The sequence below is a fragment of the Frateuria sp. sgz306004 genome (assembly GCF_057750885.1).
The window spans coordinates 238,666-259,273 of record NZ_JBYLFE010000006.1; the positions used below are offsets into that span (position 1 = coordinate 238,666).

A 20,608-nucleotide genomic window follows, 5' to 3' on the forward strand; every position below is an offset into this window, starting at 1 on the left:
ATGTCGTTTCCTTGACACACAGATGGCTCATCACCAAGCAAGCGAGGCGCAAGCTAACAGACATGACTGACGGCACCCGCATGACTTGCGGCCAATGGTCCGCGGCGCGCCGAGTGCTAGCGTGAGGGTCACTTTCCGCCGCCACGGCCTGGCTCATGCTCACCTACCTGCTCACCGCCTTGTTGACCGCTGCCCCTGTTCCCGTCACCGCCAATTGCGCGATCGGCGCCTACCGCATGGCCGATGGCAGCACGCTCGACATCGCTCCCTCGGAAGGCAACACGCTACGCTGGCGCCGTATCGATGGCAGCACCGGCCAACTCACGCCATCCCCTGACGGCACTTGGACCAGCACACTAGGCTGGACCGGCCACCCGGATGGCAAAGATGTCCGCTTTGGCGCGTGCAACGAAGGACGACTCACCTTTGCCGGCATGAAGGGCGTGCGCATTCCGCTGGTGGTGCGCGATACGAGCTTTGCCGGCGAAGGCGGCACGCGACTGGTCGGCCGACTGATTCTTCCGCCAGGCAAGGGCAAGGTGCCGATTGTGGTGCTGGTGCATGGCTCGGAGCACGACTCCGCGCGCCGCCTTGATGCCATGCAGCGCGAACTGCCGGCCGAAGGTGTCGGCGCGTTCGTGTACGACAAGCGCGGCACCGGCGACTCCGCCGGCACCTATACGCAGGATTACAGCGTGCTCGCCAACGACGCCGTGGCGGCCATGGCCAAGGCGCGCGAACTGGCCGGCGATCGCGCGGGTCGCGTGGGCTTTCGTGGCGGCAGCCAGGGCGGCTGGGTGGCACCACTGGCCGCGACGCGCACGGCTGCGGATTTCGTCATCGTGAGCTATGGGTTGGCGATCTCGCCGTTGGAGGAAGATCGCGAGGCCGTTGCCTTCCAGCTCAAACTCAAGGGCTACGACCAGTCGGTGATCGACAAGGCCTGGGAGCTCTCCGATGCCATCGGCCTGATTCTCTCCAGCGACCTCAAGGAGGGTTATACGCAGCTCGATGCCGCTCGCGCCAAGTATCGCAACGAGCCCTGGTACAAGGACGTGCGTGGCGACTTCAGTTACCTGGTGCTGCCGATGTCCGCCGACGACATTCGCGAGAAGGGCAAGGCGTATATGTTCCATACGCCGTGGCACTACGACTCGATGGCAGTGCTCTCGAAGTTACGCACGCCGCAACTGTGGATACTCGGCGGAATGGATATCGATGCGCCTAGCGGCGAAACGCTGCGCCGTCTTGCCACGCTCCAGGCCAAGGGCATGCCGATCACGACAGCGGTGTTTCCCCATGCCCAGCACGGGATGACCGAGTTCGAGATGAAAGATGGCGAGCGCATGGAGACACACTACGCACAAGGCTATATGCGCATGACCATCGACTACGCCAAGGGCAACTGGCGCGCTCCCTACGGTGACAGCAGCGTGGTGATGTCGCCCGATGCCAAAGCCAGTGGCAGCCCGTGATGCGCACCAGCACCGAGGATGCGCCCCGTCCGCACGGGGCGCATCCTCATCCCTCTTCTCTTAGGGACGGTCTGATTTAGCGACATTTTGCTCGTCATCCCAGCGCCCTCCCCCAAAGGGGGCAAGAGCTTGAAGCGCTTTTCAACAGCCGAAGGGCTGGTCATCCATGGCCTGAAAGTCGTTGAGCATAAAGCCACTGGATTCCTGCTTTCGCAGGAATGACGATTAAAATCAGAGCATCGTTAGGGAAGGTCTGATTAAACGACATCTTGCTCGTCATTCCTGCGAAAGCAGGAATCCAGTGCCTTTGCCTTCGGGCACTTACAGACTCGAGATCCCAGCTTTCGCTGGGATGACGATCAGAATCAGAGCATCCTTAGAACTTCACATCCAGCGTCAGGAAGGCCTGGCGCGGGGCGCTGGCGTGGAACGCCAGGGCACGGCCAGCCGGATCACTGTTGGTGAACGCGGCGAGGTTGGAGGCGTAACGCTTGTCGGTGAGGTTGGTGACGTTGAGCGAGAGCTTCACGTCCTTGAGGCCATACAGCGCGCCGAAGTCGTAACCCGCGCCCAGGTCGAACGAGGTGTAGCCACCGAAGCCCTGATCGTTGGTGTAGGTGTAATAGCGCGTACCGGTGTACTTACCGCGCAGGCCCACGTTCCACGGGCCGTACACCCAATTGATCTCACTGGCGAACAGCTTGTTGGGCGTATCCACCGTGACCTTGCCCTTGGTGGGGATCACCACACCATTCTGGGTGTAGTTGTTGTCATAGGTGGATCGGTTGAACGAGGCGGAGTTGTACCACTCGAAGTGCGTGAACGGCTTCCAGATGAAGGTGAACTCGGCGCCATGGCTGCTCACCGAACCCACGTTGTAGAAGCGCGTGGTACACGCTGGCGTGGTGCCCTGCTGGATGCTCGGGCACGGGTTGAGCGAGAGCAGGCGGTTGTTGAAGGTGACGTCATACAGCGCCACCGAGGCCTCGAAATCGCGCTGCACCACGCGGTAGCCGCCTTCGATGGTGCGCGACTGCTCAGGCTTGAGGTTGCCGCGCGTGGCGTCATAGGCGCCCTGCGTGACCAGCAGCGGGCCGCTGGCGCCGCCGCCCTGGAACGCGGCGATGTTCTTGGCGTAGGAGAGGAACAGCTCCTGGCCACCGCCCAACTGGTAACCCACGCCCACTTCCGGCAGCAGCGCTTTGCTGGCGCGCAGTTCGCCGTTGGCGACGGGCGACTCCACCGGCACGCCGGCTACTTCGTTGGCCTTCATGGTGGTGTGCGGGCTCTTTACGCCGATGTCCACGCTCAGGCGATCATCGAGCAGCTTGAAGCTGTCCTGTAGATAAGCCTGGCGCGTGGTGATCAGGTACTTCTGATAGAACAGGCGACGGTTGGGATCGCTCAGGTAGGTATCGTCGTTGATCGGGCCGGAGATCCAGTAGAAATTGCGCTGCACCGAGTGATGGTTCTGCTCGTACCACAGGCCGCCTTCCAGGTGATGGCCTTCCACGTCCCAGCTCACCGACGCGATCGCGCCATTGCGGTTGATGGTGTAGTTGGTGCTGCGAATGGAGATCGGCAGCTCCTGCGCGGTGCCTGGATAGGACGGCTGGCCTGGCGACCACCAATGACCCTGGCCGGCGTTCTCGTGATGGTAGACCTGGGTGTGCACGGTTACCGCATCGCTGGGGAAGAAATCGCCCGCGATGTAGTACAGGTCATCGCGACGCAGCGCGCGGCTCTGGTAGTAGGCGTCATCGATGTTGTCCACGCCGCCGGAGAAGCCGCAGCGCGGATCGCGCTTGCCGCCCTTGGTGTAGATCGGCGAGCAGTACGCCGCCGCCAGTGCGCGCTTCCAATCGGGCGCGTACAGGTTCCAGTCCCAACCCAGGCCGCGCGACATGCCGCTCTTGGAGAGGTAGGCGTAATCGGCCTGCGAGGTGCGCGAGGTATCAGCGAAGGCGGTGAGCTTGCCGCCATCGAACTGATACACCGCCTTGCCATTGAACTGCTTGGTGGTGGTGGGCGATTCAGGCGGCGCCCACATGTCGGCGGTGGCGCGAATGCCCGAGAGATACATGGAGAAGCCGTGGTAGTCGCCCGAATCCAGGCGCACGTAGGTGCGGCGGTTCTGGTCGCTGCCCACGGTCTGGCCAAAGCGGCCACCGAAGGTGCTGGCCGGATCGTCGGAGTAGTACTGCACCGTGCCGCCAAGGTTGCTGGTGGAGGCGGTGCCCAAGCTGCCGATGCCCGAGGCCAGTTCCACGCCGCCGAAGTTCTCGGCGATCAGCGCGCGGCTGATGTTGAGGCCGTTGTAGTTGCCGTAGGCGTTGTCGCCCAGCGGCAGGCCATCGAGCGTGTAGCCCAGGCGCACGGTGTTGAAGCCGCGCAGGCTGATGGTCTGCGATTCTTCGTTGGCGCCGAACGCATCGTTGGACTGCACGTTCACGCCCGGGATACGGTTGAGCAGCTTCTGGATGCTGGTACCGGCCGGCAGCACCGCGATGTCCTTCACCGTGATGCGCTGCACCTGGCGCGTTTCGCCCTGGCCGATCACCGAGATGGTTTCCAGGTTCTTGGCACTGTCGGACGCCGGCGCGGCGGCAGCAGCGGGCTGGTCGTTGTCGGCCGCGTTGGCTTGAGGCAACGCAACGACCATGGCCGCCGCAAGCGCGGCGGCAAGCAGATTCTTCTTCATGAAAACGCGACTCCAGGGGAAGGGGAGCGCTTGCCATTGGCAAGCCTCCCCGCATCCTGCGCATCGCGTATGAAGTTACGTTTACACCGAGATTTCACGCGACACCGGCTAGCCGGTGTCGAAGGTTTCAGCGGGCGCTGCCCTGACTGGCCTGCTGCAACCATGCCTGGTAAGTGGGGCGATCCACAGGCACGCCATCGGCGTTGCAACTGTGCAGTTTGCACAGCTCGTCACGCAGCAGCGGCGCGTGCTGCACGATCACGTGGAAAATGGTGTTCTGTTCCATCTCGCCATGGAAAGCCGATGCGCCAGGCCCGGTGGCGAAGATCGCCACGTCTTCGCCGCCGTGCGTTTCTGCCTTGAGCGGCAACACCGACTCCTGCATGTAGTTCGGATCGGCGGTGTTGGTCTTGCCCAGGTCGGGGCGGCCCTTGGTGATGGCGGAGTAGTCGTGCACTACGTGCGGAAAGCGCTTGCTGCCCTCCGGCTGGGTGTCGCTGGCACCGGTGTAGCCCGGGCCGTTGGCGAAACCCAGCGTGGTATAGGGCTTGCCGGTGGCGTCGCGTGCCACGCCAGCGGCGCCTTCGTCGTCGTAGCTGTCGGTGTGGCCCTGCACCAGGCCGAGGATATCGTTGCCACGCTTGGGATAACCGGCAAAGGTCAGCGTGTGTGCGTGATCGGCGGTCACCACGATGAGTGTTTCGCTGGGGTCGGTGTGGTCCAGCGCAGCCTGCACGGCGTCGGCGAAGGCTTCGGTTTCGTCCAGCGCACGGTAGGCGTTGCCGGCATGCAGGGCGTGGTCGATGCGGCCGCCTTCCACCATCAGGAAAAAGCCGTTGGGGTTCTGCTTGAGTACCTCGATGGCGCTGGTGGTCATCTCGGCCAGACTGGGCTCATCGAGCTTGTCGCTCACGCGCTCGTGGTCGTAGTTGAGGTGCGAGCTGTTGAACAGGCCGAGCAGGCGCGGCGTGCGCTTGGCGTCCAGTGCCTTGAGCTGGCTGCCGGTCCACACATAGGTGCCGTCGGGGTGCTGCTTTTTCCATTCGCCGATGAGGTCGCGCCCGTCCAGACGCTGGCCCACCTTGCCCTGCTCCACCGGGTCGTCTTCGCCGGCCACCATGAACTCGGTGCGACCGCCGCCCATGGCCACGGTGAGGCCGCCGGCGGCGGGAAAGTCGATGAGCTGCGCGGCGAAATCCTTGCAGCCCTGCGCCTTGGCTTCGGCGGTGAGGTCGGCATCGACCTCCCAGTTGCGCTCGGGCAGGTGCCCGAAGGTGGCGGCCGGCGTGGCGTGGGTTATGCGCGTGGTGGTGACGGCGCCGGTGCTCATGCCGGCGGTGGCGGCCAGCTCCAGCGCGCTTACCAGTTCCTGCCCGCGCGTGCCGGCGCAATCCTGCCGGCGCGGCACCTGCGACACGCCGATATAGCCGCCGCGCGTTTTCACACCGCTCATGATCGCGGTCATGGTGCCGGCCGAGTCGGGCGTCTGCTGATCGGTTTCGTAGGTGCGGCTGAGCGCACTGAAGGGAAACTGCTCAAAGCTCAGGCGATAGCTCTCGCCATCCAGGCCTTTGCGCTGGCCGGCAAGCACGTGCGCGGCCGCGATGGTGGGAATGCTCATGCCGTCACCCAGGAACACGATGACGTTCTTCGCACGCTGCCCACCCGTGTTGGCCTGCGCCGCCAGCCGCGCCGCCGACGCAGCGCCGCTGCGGAACCACCATTGCGGGGTTTCCCCACCGGGACGCTGGATCGCCGGTACGTCGATGGCCGTGCTGCGGCTGGGTAGCTCGGAAGCCACCTGGCCGGCACAGGCCGTCAGCAACGTAAACGAACCCAGCAGCAAGGCACGGCGCACCAGCGGCGACGGAGCAGTCATCGGCAACCTCGATCGTAAGGACATAGGGTGAACCGCCGATCATAGCCAAGCCGTAATAATTTACGATGACAACCTGCGGCCACGCTGATGCTAGCGTGGCGCCATGCCATGGCGCCGCCTGCTCATCGGCCTGATCCTTGCGACCCCACTGGGGGCAACCACGACGCCAGCGGTGCGCGAGGATGTGACGTTTCAGGCCTATACGCCCCTCTCCGCCAGCACGGAGCTGATGCGCCGGCTGCTCTCGCCACTCAACGCGCAGCGCCTGAAACAGCGCATGGCGGCCCAAAGGGCAAGCTTGCGCGAGCAACCCATCGATCTCGCCCACGAACACTTTGCGCTGTACGTACCGCCGCAAAGGCCGGCCCATGGCTACGCGTTGCTGGTGTTCGTGCCACCCTGGGACGAGGCGCGCGTGCCCGCCGCGTGGCTGGAAACCCTGGCCGCGCATGGCACCATCCTGGTGACCGCTGCCCATATGGGCAACGACGCCGACGTGCTCGACCGACGCGAACCGCTCGCCGTGCTGGCCGCCACCAACGTGATGGCGAGTTACCCCATCGACTCGACACGCGTGTACGTGGGTGGTTTTTCCGGTGGCGCGCGCGTGGCGCTACGCCTGGCGCTGGGCTACCCGGACCTGTTCAAGGGCGCCCTGCTCGATGCCGGCAGCGATGCCATCGGCGTACAGGTACCGGCGCCGCCGCGCGAACTGCTCGAAAGCTTTGAGGCCGAGAGCCGACTGGTTTACCTAACGGGTGACGAAGATCCCGCCCGTCTCGATGCCGACCGACAAAGCCGCCAATCGCTGAAGGACTGGTGCGTAAGCCACCTTGCCACGCTCGATGTGCGCCACACCGGCCACGAGCTGGCCGACGCCACGGCGCTAGGCCGCGCCTTGCAGATACTGGACTCGCCGACTCCCTCGGATGCGACGGCTTTGGCCGCCTGCCGCACACGCCTGCAGCGCGACATGGATACTCAACTCGACAAGGTGGAAGCGCTGCGCAGCAAGGGCGCCGTGGCGGATGCCCGCGCGTTGCTCATCCGCATCGATGCCCGCTATGGCGGGTTGGCCGCGCCGCGCAGCGAAACGCTGTCGACGGCGCTGGCCGTGTCACCGTGATGCGACGCAGGGCGCCGCATCACCGGGTACAACGAGGGGCTCAGGCCTCCTCGTCTTCCTCTTCTTCCTCGTCCTCGTCTTCCTCTTCTTCCTCGAACTCGGCGAGTTCTTCCACGCGCACGAAGTTCGGCAGCGCATCGGCGAAGGCGATCTTGGTGCCATCGGCACGCATCGGGCGCACGGCGCGGCCACCGTCAACGAGGGCAAAGCACACGAGTGCCTCGGCGGTTTCTTCGCCGCCTTCGTCGTACACGGCGACCCAGCCGGTGGCCGGCATGATCTGGAGAATGGTTTCTTGGCTCGACATGACTACTCCGCTCAGGGCACAGAAAGCCCGATAGCGTGCCTATCGCCGATGACAGTCGCAAGTAGGGCGAGGCCCAGGCTCTTAGAGCTTGAGGTAGATCCGCCGCCGGTCCATCGCATAGACGATCAACCACCACACCGCCACGAACACCAGCGCATAGGCCAGCGACGCCACGTAGGGGCCGGCGAGTGGGGTGATCCAGCCGGCGAAGCCGTGCCGATAGAGCGGTTCTTGCCAGCCCAGCCCCGGCAGAACGATCTGCATCAGCTCCGAGCCAGCGTAGGCGGCCACCGCGTTCATGCCGAAACGGCGCCCCAGGGCGGGCCAGCCGCGGCGATCGATCAACCCGTGGCACACCCACAGCGCCAGCATGGCCCACCCCGCGGTCCACAGCACGAACGAGGAGGTCCACAGGTTCTTGTTCAACGGCAGCCAGCACGACCACAGGTAGCCCAGAAGCAACGATGACACCCCGGCAATTGCCAGCGCGACCGAGCGCCCCTGCCGCAACCATTGACCCGCCCGCAGACCGAGCAGGCTGGTCGCCAGCGATGGCAGGCAACTGAGCAGACCTTCCGGATCGTGACCCAACCCGGTCAACGGATCGATCTGGTAGACGAAGCCGCCGAACACGGCGAAGTCGGTGCGACTGACGATATTGACGAACGGCTCCAGCGTTCCGCCGCTCCACAACAGCGCCCAGTAGCCTAGCAATAGCGCAACGATGGCGCCCCACTGCACGCGTGCCGAGGTGTAGATGGCGAACATGGCCGCGCCCGCGAAGCACACACCTATCCGTTGCAGCACGCCAGGAAGGCGCACATGCGCGCCCGGCATGATAAGCCACGCCAGCACATTGATCGCCACACCCAGCAGCACAATACGTAGCGCGCGCATGAGTGCCGCACGTGCCAGCACGCCCTTCGCCGCGCCCTGCTCCACGCGCGGCCCGATGGCCAGCGCGATGGAAACGCCCACCACAAACAGAAAGAAAGGAAACACCAGGTCGGTCGGCGTGCAGCCGTGCCAGGCCGCGTGTTCCAGCGGCCAGTACACGTGTTCCCAATCACCTGGGTCGTTCACCAGCAACATCAACGCCACCGTGCAGCCACGCAGTGCGTCCACCGAGGCAAGGCGCCGCAACGGTGTGCTCACGGTGTGCTCTGGCCAACCGGTTGCAACGTCACGGCGCCGATGCCGTAGATCGGCCCAGTGATGGGCGAGGTGAACACCAGGCACAGGTCGTGCACGCCCTGCTGCTTGGCCATCGTGCCCTGCAAGGTGAACGCGGCCGGGCCATCCGCTGGTAGCGGGAGCGTGGCCAGCGCCTTGCCCTTGCAGCTATCCAGGTGCACCACCAGCTCACCGTTTGGCGTGCTGGCAGGGTGCGACACCACCAGCTTGGCTTCGTGCGCGAGTGCATAGTTGCGCGGCAATCGGGCGGTGTCGACGCGAATGGCAGTGATTCCATCCAGCCTGGCCTGGCGATACATGCGGCAGTTGTCGAACACGTTGATGGCGTAGCTGGGCGCCAGGCTGGTGGCATCGGGCGTGGGCTGCACGCGCAGGTAAAAATCGCTGCCCGCGCAATTGGCCAGCTCGCCCGTGCTACGCGTGCGCAAGGTGTTGGCATCCAGCGTGCGCTCGCGCACCGCCGCGAGCGGCGTGCCGGCCGCATCCAACGCCACGGCCTTGATCGTCGCCGGCAGCGTGACGGCGAAGGGCTTGATGTAGAGCGGCGAGTCGACACCGGGTGCGCTGCCATCGGTGGTGTAGTGCAGCTGGCCGTACTTGGCCTGGTTGAACAGGTTCACGCTGGCGTGCCCGCTGGCCAGTGCCGCGTTGCGATCCGTCTCGATGGAAACCGCAAAGGCGCTGTCCGCATAGCCGATATCCTGCGCGCGGTAGCGGGCAAGCTGGGCTGGCAGGCGCTGCAGGAAATCCGGCCAATGGCGCTCGGCCGCGGGTGTCCAAGCCGTTTCCGCAAGCGCGTCCAGGCGAGGGAACACGGCGTGTTCGACATGGCGCAAGGTGGGCATGTGCTCGGTCCACATATTGGCCTGCACGCCAAGCACGTGCTCGGCCTGCGCCTTGCTCAGCTCCTTGGGCACCGCTTCGAAGCGGTAGTAGCTTTCCAGTGACACCGCCGGCAAGCGACCGGTGGTTTCATCCGCCCGATCGCTCTGCATCTGGTCCAGGTAAAGCTGCGGCGCGGGCGAGAGCACCACATCGTGACCAAGCTGGGCGGCCTTGATGGCACCCTGGGTACCACGCCAGGACATGACGGTGGCGCTGGCCGGCAGACCGCCTTCCAGAATCTCGTCCCATCCGATCAAACGACGGCCATGTGCCGCGAGGTACTGGCCCATCTGCCCGATGAACCAGCTCTGCATCGCGTCTTCGTTCTTGATGCCGAGCGAGCGCATGCGCGCCTGCACCGCGGGTGAGGCCTGCCACTGATCCTTGATGGCTTCGTCACCGCCCACGTGGATATAGGTGGACGGGAACAGCGCCATCACCTCGTCCAGCACGTTGTGCAGGAACTGGATGGTGGCATCGTCCACGTTGTACAGGTACGGGTTGACGCCCCAATCCACCGACACCGGCGGACGCTTTCCGGTCACGCCGAACTCCGGATACGAGGCCACCGCGGCCTGCGCGTGGCCTGGCATGTCGATCTCCGGCACCACGGTAATGTGGCGATCGGCGGCATAGGCGACGATGGCGCGAACCTCGTCTTGCGTATAGAAGCCGCCGTAGCGCGCGGGTTCGCCGTTGTGTCCGGCATCCGGCGGCGTACGCCAGGCGCCAATGCGGGTGAGTTCCGGGTAGCGCTTGATCTCGATGCGCCAACCCTGGTCATCGGTGAGATGCCAATGCAGCACGTTGAGCTTGTGTTGGGCCATCTGATCGATGAGCGTGCGCACTTCGTCGGTGGTCTGGAAATGGCGCGCGGAGTCGAGCATGAAACCGCGCCAGGCGAAACGCGGCTGATCACGGATGTGCACGGCAGCAACCCGTACATCGCCCTGCCCGGCAGAGGCCGTGAGCAACTGCCACGCGGTGATGGCGCCGTAGAACAGACCGGCTTCGCCCCGCGCCACCACACGAATGCCCTGGCTATCCACATCGAGGGCGTAACCTTCGCCATGTGCCACCGGCGCCTGCGCATCGCGCTTGAGCACAATGGCCGGACTGGCACCCACTGCCGTGCTGACCTTCAACGGCAACCGCCGCGTCTTGTTCAGCAGCGTGGCGAGGTAATCCGCACTGCGGCGAGCATCGGCGTCGTCAGCGTCTACCACGATGGGCGTTTGCGCGGTGACCGTGAATCCATCGCCTTGCACACGCACCTCGGCAGGCATGGGAATCACCTCGACCGTGGTCGTGGCGTGGGCAGCGGCAGCGACCCCACAAAGGGCCAGGCACAGCACATAACGGTGAAGGCTCATCGAATGTCTCGCGTCGTCGGCTTATGTGCAGAAGATAAGCGAAAAAAAAAGTGACGAACCAGGCGGGAGGCTCGCCACAAGAAAAATCGGACCGGGCAATACCGCCAGGTCCGTTGGGGAGGAAGCCCATGGGCTTCGAAATTGGGTAGACACCGGACGTACAACTGCGCGTACCGCCATCGCGGGTGATTGCGATACGCGCAGAACTTGCAGAACCGGAACGCGAGCGCCCCGACTCGACCGCGTGCCAGGGCCCTGTGGGGAACCCTGGCGCGCGGTGTATCGCCTTAGAACTTGAAGTTGGCCTTCAGCATGTACTGGCGGCCGGTCACGTACTCGGAAGACATCTGCGTCTTGCTGCCCAGGTACGCGTAGTACTTGGAATTGAGCAGATTCAGCATGTTGAGGGTAAGCGAGAAGTTTTTGTTGATCTCGTAACCCAGGGTAGCGTCCAGCTCCTTGAAGCCATCGATGTAGGTCGAGGGCGCACCCGCCACGTAGCCACCAGCGAGGTAGCTGGAGCGGTAGGTGTAGGCCAGGCTGGCGCTGTACGGACCTTCTTCGTAGTACGGAGCAACCGTGTACGAATTCTTGGAGTTGTACGGCAGGGCGCCACCGGTCTTGGTGGAAGCATCCGAGTAGGTGTAGTTGGCGCGCAGACCGAAGCCGTAGCCATACGCCTGCTGGTAGCTGATGGTGCCGCCCTTGACCTTGGCGCGACCGCCATCGACCGGCGCGGTCACGTCGTAGGCGCACAGGCCCGCAGTCGTACACTGGCCGGAGGCAACGAGCGCGGCGGCGCTGTTGGCGAAGTCAGGCAGCGCCCAGGAGCCGTTGATGCGCTCCTGCACGGTGGCCGCATTGACGATGTAGTTCAGCACGTTCTTGTAGAAGAACGACACGGCGACCATCGACTCCGGGTTGAAGTACCACTCGGCCGAGCCATCGAAGTTCACCGAACGGTACGGCTTGATGTTCGGGTTGCCTGCCGCGGCCGTCAGCACGGTGTCGTTGGCGGCGAAGTACGGCGCCATCTGGTTGTACGGCGCATAGGAGATGGTCTCCGAGGCCGCACCGCGCAGGATCACGTCCGGCGTGACGTTGTAGGCAATGTTGAACGACGGCAGCCAGTTGTTGTGCGTGCTGTTCTGGGTGATGTAGCCGAAGCCGGTCGGGAACACGCAGTCCCACGAGTCAGCCGAGGCGCATTCCTGCGGAATCACATAGCCGCTGCTGGTGTTCTTGGTGTGCACGTAGCGCACGCCGATGTTGCCGTGCAGGTTATCGTTGCCGAAGTTGGCCTGCAGGTAGGCGGCGGTGTTCTGCTGCTGCACCGCGAAGGTGTTGTCCCAGTACGAGTTCGGGTCCTGGTTCACGCCAAAGCCCGGCGAGTTCTGGATGGCATTGAAGATCGCCTCGGCACCGGCGGTCTGCACGTGCTGGATCGCCGTCTGGCTCAAACCAAGGCTGCGCGCGCCATCAAGGTTGGTCAGGCCGCCGAAACCGATCTGGTTGAGCGTGAGCGCCTGCGGACCGGTGAACACGTTGAGCGTCTGGCTTTCCCAGTGCGAGGCGTAGCGTGCGCCCACGGCCACCGAATTGAGGAAGCCGTCGAAATCCTTGGTGAAGTCCAGCTGGCCGTAGCTGTCCTTGGCCTTGTACAGCTCCTTGCCAAGGTTGCCGCCCCAACCGTTGTCGGCCCAATAGCTCGGGTCGTTTGCGGTCGTCGGATCGGTGTACTGCGGGCCCTTGCTGATCGACCAGTCGAAGCCGCCGCCGTAGAAAATTTCCTTCACACCCGCTTCCATCGGGTTGCGCGACACGCTCACACCGGCCTGGCCGTTGAGGCGCCAGCCGTCACCGCGATACTCGCCGGTCAGGTCCACGCCCTTGGTGGTGATTTCCGAGCGGCGGGCATTGTTGTCGGCGAAGGTCTGCGCGGTGCTGGTGCAGTTGAGGTTGTTCTGGCACGGCGTACCCGCCTGGCTACCAGCGACGATGATGCCGTTGGGGCCTTCGGTCAGCGAGGTGATGCCGGCCGGGCTGTGCAGCGCCCACGGATACATCGACTGATTGAGGTTGTCGAGGTTGTCCTTGGCGTACATCAGGCCGAGGTTGAAGTTCAGGTTCTCCAGCGGCTTCCACTGGATGTTCGAGGTAACGCTGTCGCGCTTCTCGGTCTGCTGGAAGTTGGAGACACTGATCTGGTTCGGGATCTGGTCGGTCAGCTTGATCTTGCCGGACGCCACCAGCGCAGCGGCCACCGGACTGGCGCCGACGATGCCCGACACCGGCGTATAACCATAGTTCTCCAGGCCCTGGCGGTTCTGGAACTGTTCGTAGTGCTGTGCCGACACATCGACGCCAAAGGTCTTGTCGTCGTTGTGCCAGCTATAGAACACCGACGCGGACGGGCGGCTGTTGCTGACCATGTCGTTGTAGTTCACGCCCACCGAGCCGGTCAGCGTGTTGGCCGGCACGTCCAGCGGCTTGATCGTGTGCATGATGATGGTGCCGCCAAGCGCACCTTCCGGCAGGCGAGCTTCCGGGCTCTTGAAGATCTCAAGGCGCCCGACGACTTCCGGTGCCAGCAGCGAGTAGTTGAAGCCGCGGTTCGGTGCGTCGTCGTACAGCCAAACAGCCTGGGCGACCGGGTGACCGTCGAGCAGGGTCAGGTTGAGGCTGGGGTCCATGCCGTTGATGCTGACGCGCTGGGTTGCGCCGAGCTGACGATCGAGCGTGACGCCCGGCATCTGAGCGAGCGCTTCAGCCACGTTGCTGGCGGGGAACTTACCGATGTCTTCCGACGTGATCGCGTCGACGATGGCGTCGGCGTTGCGCTTGGTATCCATCGACGCCTGCAAGCTCGCGCGAATGCCGGTGACGGTCACCGTCGCAAGCTGCTTGGCCTTCGATTGGTCCGGCTTCTCGCTGGACTGGGTCGTGCTGGACTGCTGATTGGCGTCCTGAGCATAGAGCGCGCCGGACAGACACAGACCGGCAATGATGCTAGCGGCAAGAATCGTTTTGCGGTGTGACATGGTTTCCTCCCCTCGAAGGTATTTCAGCAGCGGATGTGTGTGGGCTGTCCGGCTGCGGCTTGGTGATCTGGGCTCGCGCCCGGTTCAGTGCAACGGTGGTTACTGCGGTACTTCAATTTCTCCTGGCTTTGCATGCCGACCATCCAGGTAGAGGCCGGCCGCGCCGATCACGCCGTGTTGGCCGTGCTCCATCAATCGAACGGGAACCTGTTGAAGAAAGGCGCGCATGACGCCTTTGTTGAAGAAGCGCTGACGGAAGCTGCTGGTAAGCAGCACGTCGCGGATCTGCGGCAGGATGCCGCCGGCCAGGAACACGCCGCCGCGCGCGCCGTAGAGCAGCACGAGGTCACCGACAAAGCTGCCGAGCAAACCGCAGAACACATCCAGCGCCTCGACCGCCGCAGCGTCGCTGCGCGTCAGCGCCGCTTGCGTGACCTGGCTAGGTTCAACGAGCACGGGCGCTTGCTGATTGAGCGCGCAGATCGCGTGGTAGAGATTGAGCAGGCCCGGGCCCGACAGTGCGTGCTCGAATGACACGTAAGCGCGGTCGCGGGCAAAGTAGCGGAGAATCTCGATTTCGCGTTCGTTGCCCGGCGCCAGCGCGATCTGTCCCGCTTCGGTAGCGAGCACCGTGGCATGCGGTTCGCCCGGCAAGAGCACGGCGGAGCCCAGGCCCGTACCCGGCCCCATCACCAGCACCGGGCCACTGGCGGGTGCCGCGCTGCTCTCGATCACGGCGACGGTATCGGCCTGACCGAGGAACTGCGTGGCATAGGCCACGGCTTCGAAATCGTTGACCACGGCCAATTGGGCAATGCCCAGGCTGTCGCGGATGTCGCGGATGGACACCGGCCAGGGCAGGTTGTCGTTGATGATGGCGTCGCCCAGCACGTATCCCGCACTCGCCACCGCGCAACGATCCACGTGCACGGAGCGGCCAAGATGACCGACGAAGTCCTTGAGCACTGCAGTGAGGCTGGGCCATTCCGCACAGGCATAGCGGTGGTACTCAAGCACGGTGACCGGCCGCGGACCATCCGGCTGCGGGCTCACCAGGCCAATGCGCGCATGCGTTCCCCCGACGTCGGCCGCGAGAAACATGGCTACTGGCGACAACTCGCGTGCGCCGTGGCTGATGGCTTCCCCCACTGCTATCCCCTCGTCATCCCAATGTCACGGGACTGTCAAAGCTGCCCCGAATTTGGCCGGAGTCTGGTAACGCCTGACAACGTTGTCAATAAGAAGATTGGTTGCGCCTGACACATTCGATGCGGCAGGACAGCAGTGGCGGTCGCACCCGCTCCAGACCAGTGCAGTTAATTTATTGTTTTAAAGTTATTTATGCCAAAAACACCGGGGTAAAAATTGGCCCGAAATGTGTGCCGCAACGCGCCATTTGGCACCCCTGCCAGAAGTCATCAAGCGCCCTTTCGACAGGCCACGGTAAGGCCCATTCGGTGCGACAATTGACAACGTTGCGCTTAGCGTCGATAAAAGGTCGTTCGGGGGAGTCGGGCCACCATGGCCCATCAGTCATCGGTCATTTGCGGGGGTTTCCATCCACATGTCTGCCACTACGCTTTCCGCCAGCGAGGCGCGCTCTTCCAGCGTGGTGCCGATGCTGATCATCGGTGTGTTGTTCTTCATTTTCGGCTTCGTGACATGGCTCAACGGGCCGCTGATTACGTTTGTGAAGCTAGCTTTCAACGTGGATGACGTGTCGGCGTTTCTGGTGCCGCTCGTGTTCTATTTCTCCTACTTCTTCCTGGCCATTCCCTCGTCGAGCGTGCTGCGTCGCACAGGCATGAAAAAGGGCATGGGCTTGGGCTTGTTCGTGATGGCCATCGGTGCGGTGCTGTTCGGCCAATTCGTGAGCATGCGCATCTTCTATCCCGCGCTGCTGGGGCTTTTCGTCATCGGCGCTGGCTTGGCGCTGCTACAAACGGCTTCCAACCCTTACATCAGCATCCTCGGCCCCATCGACAGCGCAGCGCAGCGCATTGCTTTCATGGGCATCTGCAACAAAGTGGCAGGTGCGCTCGCCCCCTTGGTGTTTGGTGCGCTGGTACTCAGCGGCATCGATACGTTCGACCAGCAGGTCAAGGCAGCGCCTACGCCTGAAGCGCGCGAGGCACTGCTCAATGCGTTCGCCGCCAAGATCCACATGCCATACATGATCATGGCTGGCCTGCTGGTGTTGCTGGCGATCTGGGTGGTGCGCTCGCCGCTGCCGGAGATCAAACCCGCCGGCGCCAATGCCGAGTCGGATATCGGCCACGCCAAGGGCGGCATCTTCAGTTTTCCGCACCTGTGGCTGGGTGTGCTGTGCCTGTTCCTGTATGTGGGCGTGGAAGTAATGGCGGGTGACGCCATTGGCACCTACGGCCAGGGCTTTGGCCTGCCGCTGGAAGAAACCAAGCACTTCACCTCGTTCACCCTCATTGCCATGCTGGCAGGTTACGTCGCCGGCCTGCTGCTTATCCCACGCTTTATCTCGCAGCAGAGCTACCTGGCGGTGTCGGCCGTGCTCGGCGTGGTGTTTACGCTAGGCGCGTACGTCACCACGGGGCATATCTCGGTAGGTTTCGTTGCTGCACTGGGCTTTGCCAACGCCATGATGTGGCCGGCGATCTTTCCGCTCGCCATCCACGGCCTGGGCCGCCTGACCGAGCGAGGCTCGGCCTTGCTGATCATGGCCATCGTCGGCGGCGCCCTGGTGCCCCAACTGTTCGTGCATCTGAAACAGCACTACAACTTCCAGCTGGTATTCATGGTGCTGATGGTGCCCTGCTACCTGTACATCCTCTATTACGGCATGAGGGGCCATCGCGTGGGTCAGCACGCTTCCTGACCTTTGCCACTCGCAGGGCGCCGCCTCAGGGCGCGTCCCGCTGGGCTACGATGCCCCACCTTGTTCTGCCGGAGTCATTACGTTGCGCACCCCCACCATCAAGGACGTCGCCAAACGCGCAGGCGTTTCGCTCAAGACCGTTTCGCGCGTGATCAATCGCGAAGCCTCGGTGCGGCAGGACACGCGCGAAAAGGTGGAACGCGCGATTGAGGCCATGGGCTACCAGCCCAATCCTTCCGCGCGTGGCTTGCGCAGCGCGCATGCCTATGCCATCGGCCTGGTCTACGACAACCCCAACGCTCACTACGTGATCAGCATGCAGAATGGCGTGCTTTCCGCGTGCCGCGAGCGTGGTTTCGGCTTGCTGATTCACCCGTGCGATTCCACCTCGCCCGATCTCGCGCAGGAGCTGTGTGCGCTGGTGGAACGCAATCGCCTTGCCGGCCTGGTGCTGGCGCCGCCGATGTCCGAACAGGCCGATCTCATCGCCACGCTCTCGGAGAACGGCATCAGCTTCGTGCGCATCATTTCCTCGCGCGAGGATCCGCACGATGGCGCGCCCTGCGTCTACATCGACGACCGCAGCGCGGCCTACGCCATTACCGAACACCTGATCCAGATGGGTCACAAGCGCATCGGCTTCCTGTGGGGCGAACCGCACCACCGCTCCAGCCCGGAGCGCTACCAGGGCTACGCCGATGCCCTGAAGGATTACGGCCTGCCACTGGACAAGAAGCTCGTGCTGCCCGGCCGCTATGCGTTCGATGACGGCTTTCGCGGCGCACGCAAGCTGCTGGCGCTGAAAGATCCACCCACGGCGATCTTCGGCAGCAACGACGAAATCGCCGCCGGCGTGCTGGCCGCTGCCCGTTCCAGCGGATTGGACGTGCCGTGGAACCTCTCCATCGCCGGCTTCGAGGACAGCCCGTTCTCCAAGCAAGCGTGGCCCGCGCTGACCACCGCGCGCCAGTCCACCAGCGACATCGGTCGCCACGCCGCGCTGCAACTGATGGCCGAACTACAACGCGAAGCCGGCGGCGTCGACGAGGCGCCGCACAGCGAATGTTTCGTACCCGAACTGGTCGTGCGCGGCTCCACCGCGCCACCGCAAACTTCCGCGCCCCGCAAGGGTTGAGGCCCATACCTCGACCCCGCGTGGCGCGCCCACGCTTGCCACTGAGAAAGACGATGAAAGAAGCCAGCTCCACCCTGATGTTCCGCGAGGCCCATGAAACGGCCGCCGTGGTCGAGCGCCAGTTGCGCGAGAACGCGCCGATCCTGGCGGCGCTCGGCGAACAACTGCGGGCCAAGCCGCCGCGCTTCATCGTCACCTGTGCCCGCGGTAGCTCCGACCACGCTGCGGCCTACGCCAAGTACGTGTTCGAAACTCGCCTGGGCTTGATCACCGCCTCGGCATCGCCTTCCATCTCCTCCATCTACGATGCCGACCTGCACCTGGATGGCGCGCTGTTCGTGGCTATTTCCCAGTCCGGCAAGAGCCCGGACCTGCTGCGCAGCGCGCAGGCCGCCAAGGCCGCCGGTGCGCACGTGCTGGCGCTGGTGAACGTGGAAGACTCCCCGCTTGCGCAGATGGCCGACACCTTCGTGCCGCTGCGCGCCGGCCCGGAACTCAGCGTGGCCGCCACCAAGAGCTACCTCGCCACGCTCGCGGCGATCCTTCAGCTCACGGCGCACTGGAGCAACGACAAGGTGCTGCACGAAGTGGTGCAACGCCTGCCCGATGATCTGCGTCGCGGCTGGGACAGTGACTGGAGTGCACTGACCGAAGGCCTGCGCGATACGCGCAACCTGTTCGTCGTGGGTCGCGGTTACGGCTTTGGCGCGGCGCTGGAAGCCGCACTCAAGCTCAAGGAAACCTGTGGCCTGCATGCCGAGGCGTTCAGCGCGGCCGAAGTGAAGCACGGCCCGATGGCGCTGGTGGGCGAAGGCTTCCCCGTGCTGTTCCTGGCGCAGGACGACGGCACGCTGGACAATACGCTCGCCGTGGCCCGTGAGTTCCGTGCGCGCGGCGCGCGCGTATTCATCGCCGCGCCCAACAGCCACGAGCCGGACACCCTGCCCCTGCCCGCCGACATCGCGCCCATCGTCACGCCGCTGCTCGCCGTGCAGAGTTTCTACCGCGCCGCGAGCGCGCTGGCACTGGCACGCGGCTACGACCCGGACGTGCCGCCGCATCTGCGCAAGGTCACGGAGACCGTGTGATGAACACGCCCCTGACTGCTCTCGTCAACGCCCGCGTACTGGGCGACCACGGCCCGCAGGGGGGCCTGGCGGTACTGGTGCGCGGTGCGCGCATCGAGGCCATCGTGCGCGCCGACGATGCGCGCGTGACCACGGCCCAAATTCATGACCTGGGCGGTCGCCTCCTGTTGCCTGGCTTTATCGACGTACAGGTCAATGGCGGCGGCGGCGTGCTGTTCAACGCCGAACCCACGGTGGAGGCCCTCGCTGCCATCGGCGCCGCGCACCGGCGCTTCGGCACCACCGGCTTCCTGCCCACGCTGATCACCGACACCGCCGAGGTGATGCACCAGGCGCTCGACGCCGTGGACGCCGCCATCGAACAGGGCGTGCCGGGCGTGCTCGGCATTCACCTGGAAGGCCCGTTCCTCGCCAACGCGCGCAAGGGCATCCATGACGCCGCGCTGTTCCGCCTGCCGGATGCGAACGACATCGCCGCCATCACGCGCCAGCGTCGCGGCGTGGTGATGATCACCCTCGCGGTGGAGGAAGTGCCGCTGGACGTGATCCGCCAGCTCAGCGAGGCCGGCGTACTGGTGGTGGCCGGCCATACCGCCGCCACCTACGACACCACGCGTGCTGCGTTGGACGCTGGCGTGTGTGGCTTCACCCATCTATACAACGCGATGACGCCACTGGGCAGCCGCGAGCCGGGTGTGGTCGGTGCCGCGCTGGACGATCCGCACAGCTGGTGCGGCCTGATCGTGGACGGCCACCACGTACACCCTGCCGCCCTGCGCGTGGCGATTGCCGCCAAGGCGCGCGGCAAGAGCGTGCTGGTCACCGACGCGATGCCGCCGGTGGGTGCGGCCAACCCCGAATACGTGCTCAACGGCCAGACCATCATCGCGCGCGACGGCATTTGCCAGAGCGACGCTGGCGTGCTGGCCGGTTCGGCACTGGACATGGCCACCGGCGTGCGCAACTTGGTTCATATGGTGGGCCTGCCGCTAGCGGAAGCATCACGCATGGCGAGCGCGTATCCGGCGGCGTGGCTGGGGCTGGGTCGCAGCCGCGGACGCCTCGTCGCCGGGCAGCAAGCGGACTTTGCCGTGCTGGATGATGCCCTGCAGGTGCATGAAACCTGGATCGCCGGCGTGCGTTATGCCGCCCATTGACCGCTCTCCCGCAAAGAGCTGAATTTAAACGGCATACCGAATAATCCATCACCTCGCGCAACGGCTATGCGCTAAGTGGTGCTACTGCCTCTTGCCGGGCCCCATGAAGCTTGGGTGATAACTCCAGCAAGAGCTGGCATTCCTCTGCCCACCGCACGCAAGCCCATGATCACAGCAGCGCTATCGACGGAATGCAAAGTCAGTCTCGATAGTGGTGCCAGGGCCCGTACCCTGCTCGTGTAAGTCGTTTCCGCTTCGAATATCGACAAATCGGACCAGCACTTCGCTCACGCCGAGTCGTTTGTCACAGATAGCCCCGACTTCCTGAGCCAAGCGAATCCGACAAGCGGCTCCAGAACGCTCCAGTAACCTCGTGGCACTGCATCCAGCCCCATC

General features: G+C 64.3%; 13 protein-coding genes. 6 read left to right on the top strand and 7 right to left on the bottom strand.

All coding sequences use genetic code 11. The annotated features are described in order from the left end of the window. Positions 1-155: 155 nt before the first annotated feature. Positions 156-1,475, top strand: a complete 1,320-nt coding sequence (locus AC3G2C_RS14790) for an alpha/beta hydrolase family protein (RefSeq protein WP_488385388.1) — start codon at positions 156-158, stop codon at positions 1,473-1,475. Positions 1,476-1,851: 376 nt separating this feature from the next. Here AC3G2C_RS14790 and AC3G2C_RS14795 read toward each other — a convergent pair whose 3' ends face one another. Both AC3G2C_RS14795 and AC3G2C_RS14800 read right to left on the bottom strand, forming a co-directional pair. Beyond that, positions 1,852-4,176, bottom strand: a complete 2,325-nt coding sequence (locus AC3G2C_RS14795; protein ID WP_488385389.1) for a TonB-dependent receptor — start codon at positions 4,174-4,176, stop codon at positions 1,852-1,854. Positions 4,177-4,303: 127 nt separating this feature from the next. Next, positions 4,304-6,055 carry an alkaline phosphatase gene (locus tag AC3G2C_RS14800; RefSeq protein WP_488385390.1) on the bottom strand — a complete coding sequence of 584 codons (1,752 nt, stop codon included), beginning with the start codon at positions 6,053-6,055 and terminating at the stop codon, positions 4,304-4,306. A 103-nt stretch (positions 6,056-6,158) separates the two neighbouring features. On the opposite strand from AC3G2C_RS14800, the gene AC3G2C_RS14805 reads away from it, so the two are divergent. After that, a complete protein-coding gene (locus AC3G2C_RS14805; protein ID WP_488385391.1) occupies positions 6,159-7,181 on the top strand; it encodes an alpha/beta hydrolase family protein in 1,023 nt (340 codons plus the stop codon). Between the two features lie 40 nt (positions 7,182-7,221). Here AC3G2C_RS14805 and AC3G2C_RS14810 read toward each other — a convergent pair whose 3' ends face one another. The 5 genes from AC3G2C_RS14810 to glk all read right to left on the bottom strand — a co-directional run bounded on the left by AC3G2C_RS14810 (position 7,222) and on the right by glk (position 15,130). Then, positions 7,222-7,488: a hypothetical protein gene (locus tag AC3G2C_RS14810; RefSeq protein ID WP_488385392.1), complete on the bottom strand. Its 267-nt coding sequence runs from the start codon at positions 7,486-7,488 to the stop codon at positions 7,222-7,224. Between the two features lie 81 nt (positions 7,489-7,569). Then, positions 7,570-8,631 carry an acyltransferase family protein gene (locus AC3G2C_RS14815; protein ID WP_488385478.1) on the bottom strand — a complete coding sequence of 354 codons (1,062 nt, stop codon included), beginning with the start codon at positions 8,629-8,631 and terminating at the stop codon, positions 7,570-7,572. A gap of 8 nt (positions 8,632-8,639) precedes the next feature. Continuing rightward, the gene (locus AC3G2C_RS14820; protein WP_488385393.1) at positions 8,640-10,940 is read right to left on the bottom strand and encodes a family 20 glycosylhydrolase; all 2,301 of its coding nucleotides are present in this window, start codon (positions 10,938-10,940) and stop codon (positions 8,640-8,642) included. A gap of 287 nt (positions 10,941-11,227) precedes the next feature. Further along, positions 11,228-13,981, bottom strand: a complete 2,754-nt coding sequence (locus AC3G2C_RS14825; RefSeq protein WP_488385394.1) for a TonB-dependent receptor — start codon at positions 13,979-13,981, stop codon at positions 11,228-11,230. Between the two features lie 99 nt (positions 13,982-14,080). Then, positions 14,081-15,130 (bottom strand): glucokinase, encoded by a 1,050-nt coding sequence (gene glk, locus AC3G2C_RS14830; protein WP_488385395.1) that lies wholly within the window; start codon positions 15,128-15,130, stop codon positions 14,081-14,083. 415 nt (positions 15,131-15,545) lie between these two features. Here glk and AC3G2C_RS14835 point away from each other — a divergent pair, with 415 nt between their 5' ends. The 4 genes from AC3G2C_RS14835 (at position 15,546) to nagA (ending at position 20,212) form a co-directional block, all read left to right on the top strand. Beyond that, the gene (locus tag AC3G2C_RS14835) at positions 15,546-16,832 is read left to right on the top strand and encodes a sugar MFS transporter (protein ID WP_488385396.1); all 1,287 of its coding nucleotides are present in this window, start codon (positions 15,546-15,548) and stop codon (positions 16,830-16,832) included. An 82-nt stretch (positions 16,833-16,914) separates the two neighbouring features. Next, positions 16,915-17,967: a LacI family DNA-binding transcriptional regulator gene (locus AC3G2C_RS14840; RefSeq protein ID WP_488385397.1), complete on the top strand. Its 1,053-nt coding sequence runs from the start codon at positions 16,915-16,917 to the stop codon at positions 17,965-17,967. A gap of 53 nt (positions 17,968-18,020) precedes the next feature. Further along, positions 18,021-19,055, top strand: a complete 1,035-nt coding sequence (locus AC3G2C_RS14845; protein ID WP_488385398.1) for an SIS domain-containing protein — start codon at positions 18,021-18,023, stop codon at positions 19,053-19,055. Further along, positions 19,055-20,212, top strand: coding sequence for an N-acetylglucosamine-6-phosphate deacetylase (gene nagA / locus AC3G2C_RS14850; RefSeq protein ID WP_488385399.1), 1,158 nt, complete (start codon positions 19,055-19,057; stop codon positions 20,210-20,212). Before AC3G2C_RS14845 ends, nagA begins: the two co-directional genes overlap by 1 nt. Positions 20,213-20,608 lie beyond the last annotated feature (396 nt).

Bases quoted from the DNA above. Each gene is read 5' to 3' on its own strand.
- AC3G2C_RS14790 (WP_488385388.1), top strand. From the start codon at position 156: ATGCTCACCTACCTGCTCACCGCCTTGTTGACCGCTGCCCCTGTTCCC.
- AC3G2C_RS14795 (WP_488385389.1), bottom strand. From the start codon at position 4,176: ATGAAGAAGAATCTGCTTGCCGCCGCGCTTGCGGCGGCCATGGTCGTT.
- AC3G2C_RS14800 (WP_488385390.1), bottom strand. From the start codon at position 6,055: ATGACTGCTCCGTCGCCGCTGGTGCGCCGTGCCTTGCTGCTGGGTTCG.
- AC3G2C_RS14805 (WP_488385391.1), top strand. From the start codon at position 6,159: ATGCCATGGCGCCGCCTGCTCATCGGCCTGATCCTTGCGACCCCACTG.
- AC3G2C_RS14810 (WP_488385392.1), bottom strand. From the start codon at position 7,488: ATGTCGAGCCAAGAAACCATTCTCCAGATCATGCCGGCCACCGGCTGG.
- AC3G2C_RS14820 (WP_488385393.1), bottom strand. From the start codon at position 10,940: ATGAGCCTTCACCGTTATGTGCTGTGCCTGGCCCTTTGTGGGGTCGCT.
- AC3G2C_RS14825 (WP_488385394.1), bottom strand. From the start codon at position 13,981: ATGTCACACCGCAAAACGATTCTTGCCGCTAGCATCATTGCCGGTCTG.
- AC3G2C_RS14835 (WP_488385396.1), top strand. From the start codon at position 15,546: ATGTCTGCCACTACGCTTTCCGCCAGCGAGGCGCGCTCTTCCAGCGTG.
- AC3G2C_RS14845 (WP_488385398.1), top strand. From the start codon at position 18,021: ATGAAAGAAGCCAGCTCCACCCTGATGTTCCGCGAGGCCCATGAAACG.
- nagA (WP_488385399.1), top strand. From the start codon at position 19,055: ATGAACACGCCCCTGACTGCTCTCGTCAACGCCCGCGTACTGGGCGAC.